This window comes from Streptomyces sp. NPDC104309 (assembly GCF_055584025.1).
In genome coordinates, this window is record NZ_JBVJMV010000026.1 from 1 (window position 1) to 16,452 (window position 16,452).

The 16,452-nt window shown below is 66.2% G+C and carries 9 protein-coding genes and 5 pseudogenes; 11 read left to right on the forward strand and 3 right to left on the reverse strand.

What is annotated here, in order from left to right:
• Window positions 1-285 (forward strand): annotated as a pseudogene (locus ACZ68L_RS30490) (hypothetical protein); the annotation flags it as partial.
• A gap of 47 nt (window positions 286-332) precedes the next feature.
• Window positions 333-908, forward strand: coding sequence for a phosphoribosyltransferase family protein (locus tag ACZ68L_RS30495; RefSeq protein WP_469583105.1), 576 nt, complete (start codon window positions 333-335; stop codon window positions 906-908).
• An 882-nt stretch (window positions 909-1,790) separates the two neighbouring features.
• On the opposite strand, the pseudogene ACZ68L_RS30500 reads toward ACZ68L_RS30495, so the two are convergent.
• A pseudogene (locus tag ACZ68L_RS30500) lies at window positions 1,791-2,485 on the reverse strand (IS3 family transposase); the annotation flags it as partial.
• A gap of 42 nt (window positions 2,486-2,527) precedes the next feature.
• Here ACZ68L_RS30500 and ACZ68L_RS30505 point away from each other — a divergent pair.
• The 4 genes and pseudogenes from ACZ68L_RS30505 to ACZ68L_RS30520 form a co-directional block, all read left to right on the forward strand.
• A pseudogene (locus tag ACZ68L_RS30505) lies at window positions 2,528-3,166 on the forward strand (reverse transcriptase domain-containing protein); the annotation flags it as partial.
• Between the two features lie 767 nt (window positions 3,167-3,933).
• Window positions 3,934-5,058 (forward strand): group II intron reverse transcriptase/maturase, encoded by a 1,125-nt coding sequence (gene ltrA, locus ACZ68L_RS30510; protein WP_469583107.1) that lies wholly within the window; start codon window positions 3,934-3,936, stop codon window positions 5,056-5,058.
• Window positions 5,055-6,038, forward strand: a complete 984-nt coding sequence (locus tag ACZ68L_RS30515) for a group II intron maturase-specific domain-containing protein (RefSeq protein WP_469583109.1) — start codon at window positions 5,055-5,057, stop codon at window positions 6,036-6,038. The genes ltrA and ACZ68L_RS30515 overlap by 4 nt, the downstream gene beginning before the upstream one ends.
• Before the next feature lie 241 nt (window positions 6,039-6,279).
• Window positions 6,280-6,933 (forward strand): Mu transposase domain-containing protein, encoded by a 654-nt coding sequence (locus ACZ68L_RS30520; protein WP_469583111.1) that lies wholly within the window; start codon window positions 6,280-6,282, stop codon window positions 6,931-6,933.
• A gap of 616 nt (window positions 6,934-7,549) precedes the next feature.
• On the opposite strand, the gene ACZ68L_RS30525 is transcribed toward ACZ68L_RS30520, so the two are convergent.
• Window positions 7,550-8,095, reverse strand: coding sequence for a hypothetical protein (locus ACZ68L_RS30525; protein WP_469583114.1), 546 nt, complete (start codon window positions 8,093-8,095; stop codon window positions 7,550-7,552).
• A gap of 223 nt (window positions 8,096-8,318) precedes the next feature.
• On the opposite strand from ACZ68L_RS30525, the gene ACZ68L_RS30530 reads away from it, so the two are divergent.
• The 3 genes and pseudogenes from ACZ68L_RS30530 to ACZ68L_RS30540 all read left to right on the forward strand — a co-directional run.
• Window positions 8,319-9,487, forward strand: a protein-coding gene (locus tag ACZ68L_RS30530) for an IS3 family transposase (RefSeq protein ID WP_469583115.1) whose coding sequence is annotated in 2 segments (ribosomal slippage) — window positions 8,319-8,571 and window positions 8,571-9,487 — 1,170 coding nt in all. Because the reading frame shifts where the segments join, the coding sequence is not laid out codon by codon here.
• A gap of 70 nt (window positions 9,488-9,557) precedes the next feature.
• Window positions 9,558-10,373: an MFS transporter gene (locus tag ACZ68L_RS30535; RefSeq protein ID WP_469583325.1), complete on the forward strand. Its 816-nt coding sequence runs from the start codon at window positions 9,558-9,560 to the stop codon at window positions 10,371-10,373.
• A gap of 189 nt (window positions 10,374-10,562) precedes the next feature.
• Window positions 10,563-10,974, forward strand: a pseudogene (locus ACZ68L_RS30540) (transposase); the annotation flags it as partial.
• Between the two features lie 19 nt (window positions 10,975-10,993).
• Here ACZ68L_RS30540 and ACZ68L_RS30545 read toward each other — a convergent pair.
• Window positions 10,994-11,569 carry a hypothetical protein gene (locus tag ACZ68L_RS30545; protein ID WP_469583118.1) on the reverse strand — a complete coding sequence of 192 codons (576 nt, stop codon included), beginning with the start codon at window positions 11,567-11,569 and terminating at the stop codon, window positions 10,994-10,996.
• Between the two features lie 162 nt (window positions 11,570-11,731).
• On the opposite strand from ACZ68L_RS30545, the gene ACZ68L_RS30550 reads away from it, so the two are divergent.
• Window positions 11,732-12,565, forward strand: a complete 834-nt coding sequence (locus tag ACZ68L_RS30550) for a PIG-L family deacetylase (protein WP_469583121.1) — start codon at window positions 11,732-11,734, stop codon at window positions 12,563-12,565.
• Window positions 12,566-13,346: 781 nt separating this feature from the next.
• Window positions 13,347-16,368: pseudogene (locus tag ACZ68L_RS30555) on the forward strand (Tn3 family transposase).
• Window positions 16,369-16,452 lie beyond the last annotated feature (84 nt).

Sequence of the window (16,452 nt, forward strand, 5' to 3'; positions counted from 1 at the left end):
CTTCGCCGAAGCCATCCGCCCACGACCAGCACGAGCATCCCGAACCCCGCGCACACCAGACCCGTGACCTGCAACTTCACGATGCACAGTGCTCAGTGGGAGTCCGGCCCCGACCGGATCCTCGCAGCGGCCTCCCGCATGCCGGGCCTGCCCGCTGTGTCGGTGCCCTCCCTGGCCGAGATCGCCAGTGCCTGGCGCGACGGCGACACCGAGCTCGTCCTCAAGCCCGTCACCACGGCCGTCGATCAGCTTCTCACCTGGTACGCCGCCCAGCTCGCCGCCTGAACGGCCTCCCTCTCCTCTCTCCTTCTTCATCCGACAGGAGCTTCGCCATGCCCGAAACCATCGCCGTGCCGTCCTTCTCCGCCCGGATCGTGGAACATCTCAGCGTCGGAGCCACGAGCCGCCGCGAGCGCGTCGTCCACTCCCTCGACGGCCTGGAGTACCCGGTCCACCCCGACACCCTGGCCCACACCGGGGCCGACCTGTGGGGTCTGCTCCAGGAGCAGGTGCCGGAGGGACTTGACTCCGTGGACTTCCTCCTCGGCCTGGACGCTGGCGGCATCCTGCCGACCGTCTCTCTCGCCGGCGCCGCCCACCTCCCGTACAAGATCGCCTGGAAGCTCCACCTTCCCCTCGACGGCGCGGTCCGCTTCAGCGAGCCCCACGCGATGCGCACCGACGTCTTCGCGTACGGCATCGCCCCTGGCCAGCGGATCGTCATCGTCGACGACGAGATCACCACCGGCCGGACCCTGGCCGACCTCACCTGCCGCCTCCGCGAGGCCGGCGCCGTCCCGCTGGCGGCGGCCTGCCTGGTGGAGGACACCATCCGCGGAGCCCGCGACCTGCTCACCGACCTCGGTCTGCCGCTGGTCTCGCTCACCACGATCGAGGGCCCGGCATGACCACGGTCGCCCCGGCGGGGATCCGGTTCCACCCCGGTTCCCTGGTCGTCCCTGCCGAGGCCGTCCACACTCCGCCTCGGTTCCTTCCCACACCGGAAGCAGTTCCTCGGGGATGAGCGCGTAGCGGGCGAAATCGGTGCCGTCGAGCCAGGTAGCCATGCGAGGGATCATCACACCCGCGTCCGAAAGGCATGGAGAACGGCTGTGCCGCCGGACCAGAGGGGCTCGGCCGCGGCCGAGCCCCTCTGGTGTGTCAGTTTGTCCGTTGACACCGAACCCAGTCGTTTGGCCATCGAACCGATCCGTGCCGCATCTGACGTGCCCAGAACCACGAAAGGAAAGACGGCCGACGGCAAGCCGTTGGCCATCTGGTCCACCCCACAGTGCAGATCGTCAGCCGCCGAGAGTCCCCATGCACGTCATGCAACGGCTGGTCGCCCGCAGCTGCGTGTTCCCCTCAGTGGCGACGGCAGGGCTGCCTTCGCTGATGCGGTCCCAATCTCCGGGGGACGAATCGAGAATCCAACCCCACCTCGGGGGCCGCACCTCGTCCTCTGCCATGTGGTCGCAGGCGCCTGGAACGTGCGCCTTACCATTCTGTTTGATCAAGATGGCGTTGCCGGGGAACCGCCGCCACTCCTGTCGAACACGCCTTTCCTCCGGATGCGCCTTGGGCACGCTGCCATCAGGGGGACAGGCGCACCCCATGCCGATGATGTTGTCGCATCGCTCGCAGCGCACCTCGTTCATATGAACAAGTGTCCCACCTGAGAGTGGGCAGCTCACGCGCAACGGGATGGTCTCAATGTCCATTGCAGGGACGCCGAGGAGCCACCGCTATGCCAACGGGGTTGGATGGCAGAGCGGCTGGCTTCGGTGACAACGGACACAGTTCGCAGGAGGCAGACGATCGGCCGCCTGGTCCTGGATCGTCGTGATGACCTTCTTGCCGCGGACCGCCCCGGTGATACCCAAGTCCCGCATCAGGCGCTCGACGGTGCAGCGGGCCACCTGATGACCCTGCCGCTGCAGGTGACGCCAGATCTTGCGGGCCCCGTAGACGCGGTAATTGGCGTCGAACACCGCCTGGATCAGCACCTTCAACTCCGCGTCCCGGCTCGCTCGTTGCGAGGGCGGGCGGCTCTTGGCCGCGTAGTAGGTGGAGGGGGCGATGCTGAGGCCGTGCTCGGTGAGCACGGTGCAGATCGGCTCGACGCCGCCGAAGCGGTCCCGGTACTCGTCGATGAACGTCACGAGCGTGTGTGTGGCCGGTCGAGCTCGGCCGCAAAGAAAGCCGACGCGGCCTTCAAGATCTCGTTCGCCCGCTTGAGCTCGGCGTTCTCCTTGCGTAGGCGCTTCAGTTCTGCCGACTCCTCCGTCGTGGTGCCCGGCCGGGCACCACTGTCGATCTGGTTCTGGCGGACCCACTTGCGCAGCGTTTCGGTCGTCCCGATTCCCAGTTTCGCCGCGACTGCCTTCATCGCGGACCACTCGGTGTCGTACTCGGGCCGCACCTCGGCGACCATGCGGACCGCGCGCTTGCGCAGCTCAAAGGGGTAAGGGGAAGGACGTGCCATGACTCGATCCTCTCAAATGATCGAGTCCCTACCGAACCCGGAACGGTTCACAACGCTGGGCGTCGGACGGCCGGGATCGACGGGGAAACTGCCCTGTCCCCTGAGGCCAGGGCGGCGGTGGCGATGCGGGTGCACCGCACGCGCTCGTCCTGGGACCCCATGCCGGTCCGCCGTGTGTACATTCCGAAGGCCAATGGCAAGCAGAGACCGCTCGGCATTCCCGTGATCTTGGACCGGTGTCATCAGGCACGGGTCCGCAGCGCACTGGAACCCGAGTGGGAAGCCCGGTTTGAGCCCCGTTCCTACGGGTTCCGCCCCGGGCGAAGCTGCGCTGACGCGATCGGTTCCCTGTTCTCCACGCTCAGCGGGCCACGCGCTCGCCGGTTGTGGATTCTGGACGCTGATCTGTCAGCTGCGTTCGACAAGATCGGCCACGCTCGGCTGCTCGACTCGCTCGGTTCGTTCCCGGCCAGGCAACTGATCGAGCGGTGGTTGAAGGCCGGAGTGGTCGACAAAGGGCAGTTCATTCCGACCGAGGAGGGCTCTCCTCAAGGCGGTGTGATCAGTCCGTTGTTGATGAACGTGGCCCTCCATGGGTTGGAGGAGGCCGCAGGGGTCCGCTATCTCACCACCGGCACACACGCCGGGGATGTGGTGGCGGGCTCTCCGATCTTGGTGAGATAAGCCGACGATAGTGCGCCACGAACACAACGGGAGGTTTCGGTGTAGACGAAAGCTTCCGACGTGATGCTGCACTGGTGATGGAGGCAGGCCCTCCGGGACCGCCCACGCAGGGGGAGGTCTCAAACCGCCGCAGGTTGCTCCGGTGAATGAGTCGGGGTGATGAGCACTGCGGAAAAGGCGCACAAGATGCGTCAGGTGTGAACCGAGAAGGCGAACGCGAGTGAACCACTGATGAAGTGTCGAAAGCGTATGGATGGTTACCGAAACCGGGGTCCAGTTGTTGCCCCGGGATGAATCTGGCGGGTTCCTGTATTCCTGGCCAGGTGGTGCCCGGCATAAAGGTGGCGCGAGCTCGGTTCTGGCGCTGGTGCGGAACGTGGGAACCCCTCGCCACGATGCTGCCACCGGTCAAGTTGAGGCCGGTCAGCGACAAGGGAGACCCCCAAGCAGCTGAAACTGTGAGGGGCAGAGTACCGATGCGTGGCAGGGGGACGGATCGCCTCGTAGTAGTGATGAAGCCCCTGTAACGGGGGTGGAGCGAAGGGGGCGAGTTGTCCCGATCTTGTTTGGTGGCCAACCGGAGTTCCCGGGAGGAGCCAGGTGAACGGATCAAGGCCGCAGGCCGAGGTCAAGTCGTTTTACATCTCCAAAGTGATGGTGTGGGAGAAATTTCAGCGAGTCAGGGCCAATAAGGGTGCACCTGGGGTGGGCGGCGTGACGATCGAGCAGTACGAGCAGAATCTCTCGAAGAATCTGTTCAAGCTGTGGAATCGGATGTCGTCCGGCTCGTATTTTCCTCCGGCGGTGAGGCCGTGGAGATCCCCAAAGCAGGCGGGAAGGGTATCCGCGTGCTCGGGGTGCCCACCGTGGACGACCGGATCGCCCAGACGGTGGCCGCGATGTATCTGGAGCGTCGGGTGGAGCCTGTGTTTCACCCGGACTCCTACGGCTATCGGCCCAGGCGGTCGGCGTTGGTTGCGGTGGAGCAGTGCCGGCAGCGCTGTTGGCGGAGTGACTGGGTGGTTGATCTCGACATCCGGGCGTTCTTCGACAGCGTGGAACACGAGCTGATGCTCAAGGCGGTCGAGCGGCATATCGACGAGGACGGGAAATGGGTCCTGCTCTACGTCAAGCGGTGGCTGGTCGCGCCGCTGGCGAAGGCAAACGGATCGGTGCAGCAACGGGATCGCGGAACTCCACAGGGGTCGGCGATTTCGCCCGTGCTGGCGAACCTGTATCTCCACTACGCGTTCGATGTGTGGCTGGCTCGGGAGTTCCCGCAGGTCACATTCGAACGGTACTGCGATGATGCGGTGATTCACTGCGGCAGTGAGAGGCAGGCCCGCCGTGTGCGGGATGCTCTCGCATTGCGATTGGCGCAGGTCGGTCTGGAGTTACATCCGGACAAGACGCGCATCGTCTATTGCAAGGACGCTGATCGGCGGGGCTCGTACGAGCACACGGAGTTCACGTTCCTTGGATACACGTTCCGGCCCAGGCTGGCCAAGAACCGGTACGGGAAGCACTTCGTGAATTTCCTGCCCGCGGTCAGCAAGGAGGCGATCAAGGCGATGGGCAAGGTAATGCGTTCCTGGCGTATCGCCCAACGCAGTGACAAGTCGCTGATGGACCTTGCACGCATGTTCAATAGCGTCGTGCAGGGATGGATCAACTATTACGGACGCTTCTACAAGTCCATGTTGTATCCCCTCCTTCGGCGCATCAACAGAATGTTGGTGGGCTGGGCTTGCCAGAAGTACAAACGACTGCGCCGCCGGGAGAAGCGAGCGGGAGAACTATTGGCGGGCGCGGCCCGCCGGTATCCCAACATGTTCGCCCACTGGCGGTTCGGCCTCAAGCCTGACGGCTGGGCAATGGGAGCCGTGTGAGCCGAGAGGCTCCCGCACGGTTCTGCGAGCGGCGGCGGGTGCGATTCCCGCCGCCGACTCTCCTGGTCGCCTGCTGTCATTCCAGACAGCAGGCCGAGCAGGTCAAGGCACAGCTTGCGGAGTGGCTGGCGCCCCGGGGGCTGGTCTTCAACGAGGACAAGACGCGCATCGTCCACCTCGAAGAGGGCTTCAACTTCCTCGGGTTCAACGTCCGCCGCCATCGACGCGGCAAGCTGCTGATCAAGCCGAGTGCGGAGGCGGTCAGGCGTATCCGGAAGAGGCTCGCGGACGAGGTGCGCGCTCTGCGCGGCTTGAACGCGACGGCGGTCATCGCCAAGCTCAACCCGATCGTGCGGGGCTGGGCTGCCTACTACCGGGGGGTGGTGTCCAGCAGGATCTTCACGGCGCTGGATCACTACGTGTGGTGGCTCACCTACCGGTGGGCCAGACGCATGCACCCCAACAAGTCGAAGAAGTGGATCGTTCGACGCTACTTCGGCAGGTTCAACAAGTTCAGGAACGACCGGTGGGTGTTCGGAGATCGTGCCAACGTGCTCAACGACCGCGGTGAGATCCCGATTCTCCTCAAGTTAGCCTGGACGAACATCGTTCGGCACCAGCTAATCGCAGGCGGGGCGTCACCCGATGACCCCGACCTGACGGACTACTGGGTCAAGCGGCGACGGAAGGTCAAACCCCCGCTGGACAGCTACAACTTGCGCCTGCTTGCCAAGCAGGACGGGCGCTGTCCGCTCTGCGGGGAACACCTTCTCACCGCCGATCAGCCCCCGCAATCGCCCCAGGAATGGGAACGATGGTGGCTGAACGTCGTCAAGAGAGCGATAGCCGCCGACTATCTCACTCACCACGGACGGCCCGACGCGCCGAGCACGGACCGAACACGCCTCGTGCACGCCTCCTGTCACCGCAGGCTTCGGCCTCGCAGCCGCAGGAGACCAGCAGTTGCTGCACTCTCGTGAAGCCCCTGGGGCTTGCTTGAGCCGAGGTGCGGGGAAACCCGCTCGCCCGGTTCTGAGGGGGCGGGGACGCAGCAATGCGTCCCCGCTACCCGACACGAGGGAAAGATCCTCGCCCATGTCGGCATCCCGCAGGACTACTCGTTCCACATGACGCTGTCCTACTCGCGTTGTCCGTTCTGCTGTTTCACCACCCGACCGCACGAAAACGGTGGTCCGCCGGCACGTCGCACCGGGTGAGGCGGTGCCTCTGCATCCCGAGGTGGTCGCGTTCGCCGGGCGTTACGACTTCGATCCCAACGTGCTGGGCACCTACCGGCCCACGGGGAAAGGACGGGTCGATCGGCAGGTGCTGATCGTCCGCGATCATGTTCTGGCCGGACGCGCCTTCTCCTCCATCGATGAGATAAATGCCGCGTTCACCGCCTGGGTGCCTCTGCGGCGGGCGAAGGTCCACGGCACCCACGGCGAGGTCATCGGTCTGCGGGCGGTCCGCGACCACGTGGCCCTGCGGCCGCTGCCGCAGACGCCCTATGTGGTCAGCCAGCGGCATCTTCGCTACGTGGGCAAGGACTGCCTGGTTGCGTTCGACGCGAATCTCTACTCGGTGCCGGCCCGCAGGGCTCGTCCTCGTCAGCCGAGCGAGGTCAGGGCCACGAAGTCCCGGATCATGCTGCATTCCACCGTCCCCAGGCACAGCGGCGTGACCCTGCTGGCAACCCATTCACGGGCGATCGGCCGGGGCGCCCGGCCCCGCAGCCCGCAGTCGCCGCCGCGCCGCGCCGGGACGGGCGCAGAGCCTGTGCCGCATCCGCGCACGTTCGAGCGGATGTCGGGTGACGTGCAGTGGACGGACGTCGTGCCCGAGGAGCGCGACGTGGCCTGGACGGCGAACTGATCGAGGCGGTCCTGGCGTGGGCGAGGGACCTTGGTCTTGAGCGGGTGACCGGTCACTCCAGCGGCCGGGCAGTTTCGGCACCACCGTCATGGGTTCGAAGCCTCTCCACGCCTGCTCCATGTCGTGGTTGCGCAGGGTCGCGCGGGGGTGAGTCTGGATCAGGACGACACAGGTTCTGGTCTTGGCTGCGTTCACGCCGAGGGACGTCGCCCCGGACGGCACGGTGGGCAGCAGTACCCTCGCCTTGTTCGCCTACCCGGGCAGCCCGGAACGGCTCACACACGCACGACCTGCTGCTATTGGACGTCAAAGACGTGTAACAACTATGCCTTGATCATGGTCTTGGAGTTCTCATGGGAATGGTGCGTCTCTTGGGCGACGTTTTGAGGGGCTCGTCCTCGGGTCGAAGGGGTCACGGTGCCGCCGCGAGTGCCCGCCCGACGGGATCGGCCGTGAACTCCCGGTGAGTTCTCCCGCCCGAAAGAATCGTGCTTTTTCGCAGGTCAGGGTCGGTGTCTCCTGCGGGGATGCTGAGTGTCGCGCCTCAAAGCCGCCCAGGAGATGGCCGGCCTTCCGCCGGGGAGGTAGTGGGGGCGAGGTCTGCCCGCGCTCGGGCTCACCGTGGGCGCGGAGGTGTCCGAGCGGCCGATGGAGCTCGTCTTCGGGCAGGCCCGGCACCCGGACGCCGACCGCATCGAGCGGCACCTCCTGGACGACGGCGCTGACCCGACCACGCGCCCACGAAGTAGCGGCCCACGAGCTGTTCGCCACGGTGATCCTGGCGCGGTTCACGGCCGACACCTGGCAGATCCTCGCCCAGGCGGGCGCTGTGCCAGTCCGCCCGGATCATCAGCGGTCCGTAGTTGCCGAAGTCGGCCGGCCACCTGTCCTGCGAGGTGGTGAGCACCTCGGCGATGTCCCGCGTCACGGCGTGCAGGTCGAGCGCCTCGAACGCGGCTGCGTAGTCGAAGTCCTCGCCGAGCGGGTTCGCCACGGCGGGGTTCTTGGCGTGGATCCTCAGGTTGAGGCGGTCCGGCCACCACTGGCGGTTCCCGCCGCGCTGCGTGGGTGCGGCGCGCGGCCGTGAGTGACGGGGCAGCAGCTCGCCCGCGCCCCGGGCACCTCGGGGACGGCCGTCGGTGCTACCGCTGTTCGTGTCCACCTCAGTAGTGCGCGGCCGGCTCGCTGGCTGGCCCTGGTGAGCAGTTGGTGTGTTCGCCGCTGCTCCGAGCGCGACGATGGAGGATGTGAAGAGGAGGGGAGCCGCAGCAACCGCCAGCCGAGGCCCCCGTGCCAGCTTGCCGAGCTGCCCATGGATGAGGCGCCCCGAAGTTCTCGGACAGCGGTCCCCATAGGATCGAAGTCCAGAACGGCGGAGAGAGCACGTGGCACAGAAGCGTAGGAAGTTCAGTCCTGAGTTTCGGGACGAGGCGGTCAAGATGGTGGTCGTGGAGTCCCGCCCGATCGCCGAGGTCGCCCGAGAGATACAAGTGAACGAGGGAACGCTGGGCACCTGGGTCAGCCGGTACCGGCAAGAGCACGCTGGGGAGGAGCCTCCCCTGAACATCAGCGAACGCGCCCGCCTGCGCGAACTGGAACGCGAGAACCGGGAACTTCGTATGAAGACCGAGTTCCTGGGAAAAGCGGCGGCCTTCTTCGCCCAGGAATACCGGTGACGGAGAAGTATGAGTTCATCGATGGCGAGGCCGACAACTTTCCCGTGCAGCGGATGTGCACCTGGGCGGGAGTATCTACGTCGGGCTTCTACCACTGGAGATCGAGGCCAGTGTCGGCCACTGCGAAGCGCCGTGCGGAACTGAGGGCCGTGATCCTCCAGGTCTTCTCTGACTCGCGGGAGACCTACGGTTACCGGCGTGTCCACGCCGTGCTCCAGCGGATGAACGTGCAGGCCGGAGCAGAACTGGTCCGCGCGCTGATGCGCGAGCTCGGCCTGGTGCCATGCCAGCCGCGGCCCTGGCGGGCGACTACGATCGCCGATGATGCGGCGCTGGCCACGCCCGACCTGCTGGCCCGTGACTTCACCGCTGACGCTCCCGGGCGCAAACTGGTCAACGATATCACCTACGTTCACACCTGGGCCGGGTTCCTCTATCTCGCGACCGTCATCGACTGCCACACCAAAGCTGTGGTCGGCTGGGCGATGGCCGACCATATGAAGACCTCTCTCATATCGGATGCACTCGATATGGCGGCCCGGAACATCGACCTCGCCGAAGGCTGCATATTTCATTCCGATCGCGGCAGTCAATACACGTCTCGGGAACTTCGTTGCAAGCTCCGATCGTTGGGCCTGCGAGCGTCGGTCGGCCGCACCGGTGTCTGTTGGGACAACGCGATGGCTGAATCATTTTTCGGCGCCCTCAAAAACGAGCTCGTGCACCGAACTATGTTCCCAACACGCGCGCATGCCCGCCGGGCGATCGTCCGCTACATCGAGATGTTCTACAATCGAAAACGCCTCCACTCCGGACTCGGCTACAGGACTCCCGCTGAAGTTCACGCTGAGTACGAGGAGTTGCAGGCAGCGGCATAACGAGAACCCTCAACACCGCTGTCCGAGAAGCGCAGGGCCCCTCAAACGGGCCCGCCTTGACGTCCTCGGCCTGGCCCTTCTCTCTCCCGGTCTCGCGGCCATCATCTACGGGCTGTCGCAGACCGGCACCGCCGACGGGTTCGCGGCGACCCCGGTCGTCATCGCCCTCACCTTGGGCGTGCTCCTGCTGCTCGCCTTCGGATGGCACGCGCTGCGCACCAAGATCACGCCGATCATCGATCTGCGGCTGTTCGGGAACCGGTCGTTCTCCATCGCCACCATGTTGATGTTCCTGGGCGGGATGTCGGTCTTCGGAGCGATGCTGCTGCTGCCGCTGTACTACCAACAGGTCCGGGGCGAGACCGCGTTCTCGGCCGGCATGCTGCTCGCCCCCCAGTCGGTCGGCACGATCATCGCCTTGTTGTACGTCGGCAAGCTCACCGACAAGATCGGGGCCCGGCCCATCGTGCTCACCGGTGTCGGGATCGGTGTGGTCGGCACCCTCGCGTACACCCAGGTCCAGGTCGACACCAGCGTCTGGCTGCTCAGCGGGTCGTTGCTGATCTGGGGCATCGGTATCGCGGCCTCGATGGTGCCGATCATGAGCGCCGCCTACCAGGGGCTGGCGCCCGACTCGATCCCCCGGGCGACCAGCGCGATCTCGGTCATCCAGCGGCTCGGCGGCTCGTTCGGCACCGCCATTCTCGCGGTGATCCTGCAGCGCGAGACCATCACCCACACCGCGGACGGGGGGCGAACCGCGGAGAATTTGACCTCGGCGTTCGGCGCCACGTTCTGGTGGATTCTCGGGTTCACGGCGCTGACCCTTGTGCCGGCGCTGTTGTTGCCACGAGCCCGGAAGACGGTTCCTGTCACGGTGAGTTGATGCCGCATCAGGATGGTTCGGAACGCTGGCCGCGGGCCGTCTGCGGCCTGTCGCGCAATTCCCCGCGCCTCCTACGTGAGCAGGCCGTACCCACAGCTCGCCTGTGATGTCTGCGAGGCCCTCGACCACGAACTGCTGCCGAAGAACATCGAGGGCACCCGCGCCAAGCTGAAACGCCTGGTCAGGCTCGATGTCCTCACCGACACCATCGGCCTCATCCTCGCCGTGACGTGACCGCCGCCGGCCTCTCGGAGAACGCCCTGGGAATACGCCTCCTCGAACAGGCCAAAGAGAAGTGCCCGACCCTGTGCAAGAGTTGGGCCGACACCGGCTTCAAGAACGCCGTCGTCGAGCACGGCGCCCGCCTCGGAATCGACGTTGAAGTCGTCAACAGAAACCCGGACACCCGTGGGTTTCACGTCGTGAAAAGGCGCTGGGTGGTCGAGCGTAGTATTGGTTGGATCATGATGCACAGAGCCCTTCCCGTGACTACGAGACCCTCACGGCCAGCTCCGAAGCCGTGATCCACCTCGCTTCGATCGACAACCTCACCAAGCGCATAACGGACGAAACTGCGCCAACCTGGCGAGGAACCTGTTAGAACATAAGTGGCAACTCGGTCACATCGATCGCTCTCTGGGAACACCAGGCTTGGTGACGTTCACTGCGTGCTTCACCAGGGCGATTTGTGCGGCGAGGGCTTCACCACATGCCTCGGCAAGGCCGACCTGCTCGTGTACGAGGCCGTCGGCCAAGAATGCGTCGGACAGGCTGAAGGTCGCCAAGTTGGTGAAGATGCTGACGGTGTGGCCGGCCTTGCGAACTCGACGCGCGAGGCCGATGACCTCGGCGTGTCCGTGGCCGTCGGCGTAGTCGGTGACCGAGATGCGACCCGCGGCGGCCGTGCGGATGGCGGGGTGGGAGAAGTCGCGTTGCAGGGCGGCTTCGGCGGCGGCCGGCAGCGTTCCGCTCGGGTCGCGGTAGCTGAGCGGTGGCAAACGGATCTTGTCGGCGCCGGGCAGCCGCATTGCTGTGGCGATCCGGGCGTCGGTGTCGATGTGCTTGAAGCCCGCGTAGATGCACTGGTTGGCGTCGCCCAGCAGGACGCGCTGCAGTGCGACAGGACAGCAGGTCGCGCCTGTACCTCGTTCGCGTTGAAACTCGAAGCCTGGAGGCCACGGCTGCGGCGGGAACAATCGGTCCGGTCGGCACGGTTGCATCGACCGAGGGACCGGCGCCGCACGGGCGGGGACACGGAGACCACAAGGTCGTCCGCCCCACCAGGATCCGGGCCCCCGGGATTGCGGTACGCCCGCCGCGCGCTCGGACCAAGACGTATTTCTGTGGAGGAAAGTTTCATGACTGACCGGCCCTTGACGCTCATGGCAGTGCACGCCCACCCCGACGACGAGGCCACCGGAACCGGAGGGGTCCTCGCGCGGTACGCGGCGGAAGGCATCCGCACCATTCTCGTGACGTGTACCGACGGCGGTTGCGGTGACGGACCGGGGGGTGTCAAGCCGGGCGCTCCCGGGCACGATCCGGCGGCCGTCGCCTTGATGCGCCGTCAAGAACTTGAGGCGAGCTGTGACGTCCTGAAGGTCAGCGATCTGGAGATGCTGGATTATGCCGACTCCGGGATGATGGGCTGGCCGAGCAACGACGCCCCCAAATCCTTCTGGCAGACCCCCGTGGAGGAAGGCGCCAACCGACTTGCGGACCTCATGCGGCACTACCGGCCCGATGTGGTCGTCACCTACGACGAGAACGGCTTCTACGGCCACCCCGACCACATCCAGGCCCACCGCATCACGATGGCGGCGCTGGAGATGACCGCGCTGACACCGAAGGTGTACTGGACGACGATGCCCCGCTCGATGATGCAGCGGTTCGGGGAGACGGTGCGCGAGTTTCATGAGGACATGCCGGAGCCGGATCCTGCCGAGGCCGCCACGATGGCCGAGATCGGCCTCCCCGACGATGAGATCACCACGTGGGTGGACACCATCGCATTCAGCGGTCAGAAGTTCGATGCGTTGGCTGCGCACGCCAGTCAGGGCGAGAACATCTTCTTCCTCAAGATGGGCAAGGAGAGGTTCGGCGAGTTGATGGGCATCGAGACCTTCGTACGTGTCAAGGACGCCACCGGCGCTGCCGTACCCGAGAACGATCTCTTCGCCGGACTGCGCTGATCCGCCCGTCCGACCGGGGCCCGTCCGCCCGGGCCCCGGCGAAAGCTCATCGGCTGCACGGCGCGATCGAGCGGGTCACACACCCGGGGGCTTGTCCACGCGAGTTCCGCTCCGGCAGCCCGCGTCCAGGCACTCACCGGCGCCGTCGACGCGTGCCCGCACTACTGGCCCGACACCGCGCTCGTCCCCAAACCACCTAGCAACCGTACAGGTGGGAGACCTGCGGGCTGCTGACTCGGAAGGTGCGCGACAGCCCAGATCACAAGCCCGGCGGTCTGCTCCGATCAAGACAGACCGCCGAGGAAGCGACACGAAGCTGAGACTCAGATGTCCGACACGCCGTGAGACAGCGGAAGAAGCAGCAGGTCACGAGGGCGGTCTCCGACACCAGCCGCGAGATCCTACAGTTCCGATCGTCATGCCGGGGCGGAGCCGGCACATTTTCGCGGGCCCGGCTGAAGCTGCCGGAGCCGTCGCAGGCAGCCGGGACCGGAGCTGACGCGGCCCGAGTGGTTCGGTGACAGAGCGGCCTGGTGGGGTCCGGCGCGGTCCGAGGACTTCGCCGCAGCAGTACTCGCCGACCGTCCCGACGTTCCAGCAAGATCCACTGGCAAAATTTCTCCGCATCCCGGAACAGCGGCACCCATGAATCAAGGCCACTTGGGGTTCCAGTAGTACTCGCCGAGAAAACAACGGAGTAGCCCCTGACCTGGACCGTTGCCGTTGAGTCGTCGGCTCGTTGGGCTAAACGAGTGGCGCCGGCGACGGGAGGGGTGGGCGTATGGCAACGCGAGTGTTTTCCGATGATGAGTTGGAGGCTCTGCGGTCGTTCCCGGCGATCGGCAAGGACGAGCTGATCCGCTATTTCACACTCACCCCGGCCGATGTGGCGTTCCTTCGGAAGTTCCTGCGTCCTCAGACGGTTCTGGGTGCTGCGGTGCAGTTGTGCGCGCTGCCGTGGCTGGGGTTCGTACCGGACGTGGTGCAGGCGGCCCCGCCGGCTGCTGTGGGACGGCTGGCCCGGCAGCTCGGGTTACCCGTGGAGGTGCTTCGCGGCTATGGGGCGTCCCGGGAGCAGACGCGTACGGATCATCTGCGGCAGGTCGCGCAGTACCTGGGATGGCGTGCGGCGAAGTCGCTGGAGTTGAAGGAGTTGGACGAGTTCCTGTTGGCTCGCGCGATGGAGCACGATTCGCCGAGTCTGTTGTTCCGGCTGGGCTGTGAGTACCTGCGCTCGGCGAAGGTGATCCGGCCCGGTGTGGTCACGCTGTTGGAGAAGGTCGGCGCTGCCCGTGCGGCGGCTGAGCGGGAGACCCACGCCCGCGTGGCCCACCTGTTGGACGCCGGGCGGGCGCAGGGGTTGGACGGGCTGCTGGTCTTCGATCCGAAACTGCGGTCCTCACGGCTCAACTGGTTGGTCACCGGTCCGGTTCAGTCGTCACCGACGAGCGTGGGAGGCGAGGTCGAGAAGCTGAAGTTCCTGCGGGGGCTTGGCGCCGACACTCTGGATATGTCGTCCCTGCCTGCCGAGCGGCACCGTTTCCTCGCCCAGATCGGGCGCCGTCTGACCTCGCAGGCTCTGGTGCGGCGCGAGCCGAACCGGCGCCACCCGATCCTGCTGACCCTGCTGGCGCAGTCCTCGGTCGACGTCCTCGACTCTGTGGTGCAGCTGTTCGACCAGACCCTTTCGGGTTCGGAGTCGAGAGCGAGGATCAAGCTGCGCGACGAGCTCGCGGAGCGGGCCAAGCTCTCGGAGGACCGGCTCACGCTGCTGGACGAGCTCCTGCCCGTGCTGGCGGATGCCGGTATCCCGGACGAGGCCGTTGGGACACTGCTGCGCGGAAAGATCGGCATGAGTCGCCTGCGGGCCGCCCACGCTGGGGCGACCGTGCGGCTGCCACGCGACCACGGGCATCTGCGGCTGCTGGAGGGCTCCTACACCTACATCCGGCAGTTCGCGCCGAAGGTCCTGGAGACGGTGCGTTTCGCCGGCGGCACCGAGGCGAAGCCGCTGATCGAGGCGCTCACGATCCTGCGGGAGCTGAACGCCACCGGGGCCCGCAACGTCCCGGACGGTACCCCGACCCTGTTCGTGCCGACCCGCTGGCAGGGCTACCTCGATGAAGCCGCGGCGAAGGGGGACGCCACCGCCTACCGGCACTACTGGGAACTGTGCACGCTGCTCGCGCTGCGCGACGGCCTGCGCTCAGGGGACGTGTATGTGCCGGGCTCGCGCCGGTACGACAACCCGGCCGCCTACCTGTTCAAGCCCGCCCAGTGGGAGGAGCACCGGGTGGAGTTCTGCTGCCTGGTCGGCAAGAGCCCCGACTTCTCCGAGGCGCTGCCGCTGGTGATGGACGAGCTGGACGAGGCTCTCCGCAATCTGGAGGAGGTCCTGGGGCGCGGTGACGGCCCGGTCCGGCTGAACGACGACGGCGAGCTGGTGATCTCGCCGCTGACCGCGGAGGACATCCCCAGTGAGGCCGAGGAACTGCATGCGGAGCTGGAACGGATGCTGCCGAACGTGCCGATCGCCTCGCTGTTGGTGGAGATGGACCGGCACACCGGTTTTCTGGACTGCTTCGTCCACGTCGGCGGGAAGCAGGCCCGTTCCCCGCAGCTCAAGAGGAATTTGATCGCCTGCCTGATCGGGCTCTCCACGAATCTGGGGCTGCACGGGATGGCCGCGTCCTGCGGTATCCCGTACGACGTGCTGGCGTGGACGGCGGAGTGGTACATCCGGGAGGAGACGCTGCGCGAGGCGAACATCGTGCTGGTCAACTACCACCACAGGCTGCCGATGACGGCCATGTTCGGGTCGGGCACGCTGTCGTCCTCCGACGGGCAGCGGTTTCCAACGAGGGGCAAGTCGATCAACGCCCGGCATTTGAACAAGTACTTCGTGTCCGAGGGTATTTCCACCTACACCCACGTGAGTGAAGCACTCCACCTTCGGCACCAAGGTGATCGTGGCCACCCATCGCGAGGCCCACTACGTGCTGGACGAGATCCTCGGCAACGCCACCGACCTGCCGATCACCGAGCACGCCACCGACACACATGGGGTGACCCTGGTCAACTTCGGCCTGTTCGACCTGGTTGGCAAGCAGCTCTCCCCGCGCATCCGCGACCTGGGCAAGATCACCCTCTACCGGATGGGCGCGAAGGCCGATTACGAGGAACGGTTCCCGAAGGCCGGGCCGCTGCTGACGAAGAAGGCGAACCTGGACCTGGTGGCGGACCACTGGGACGACCTGCTGCGGCTGGCGGGGTCGCTGAAGTACGGGCACGCCACCGACTCCCTCATCGTCGGCAAGATCTCCGCGTCCTGCCGGCAGAACGCGCTCGCGGCGGCGCTGAAGGAGTACGGGGCGATCCGGCGCACCATCTACGCGGCGAAATATCTGTCGGACGAGGGCTACCGGCGGAAGATCGCCCGGCAGCTGAACAAGGGCGAATCCCTCCACACCTTGCGCCGCCAGCTGCACTACGCCCGCGAGGGCAAGGTCACCAGGCGCCAGCCCGAGCAGCAGAACGAGCAGGCGTGGTGTCTGACCGTGGTGACGAACGCAGTGGTCTGCTGGCACACCGAGTACATGGGCCTGGCCGTCGACCAACTGCGGACCGCCGGCCGTGAGGTGGACGCCGAGGTACTGGCACACATCTCCCCGGCCCGCAGCCAGGCGGTCAACTACTACGGCTCCATCACCGTCGACTACGAACGCGAGCTCGCCCAGCTCGACGAACGTGGGCACAGGCCGTTGCGGGTGGTGGCCACGGACGAGCCCGGAACCGCTCTGTAGCCCGTGCCAGCAGCCGGCCGTGGGAACCGACGACTGACCGCCGTCGGCTGCCATGGGCCGGATCCAGAGGCTGGTGCTGACGGG

Bases quoted from the DNA above. Each gene is read 5' to 3' on its own strand.
- ACZ68L_RS30495 (WP_469583105.1), top strand. From the start codon at position 333: ATGCCCGAAACCATCGCCGTGCCGTCCTTCTCCGCCCGGATCGTGGAA.
- ACZ68L_RS30550 (WP_469583121.1), top strand. From the start codon at position 11,732: ATGACTGACCGGCCCTTGACGCTCATGGCAGTGCACGCCCACCCCGAC.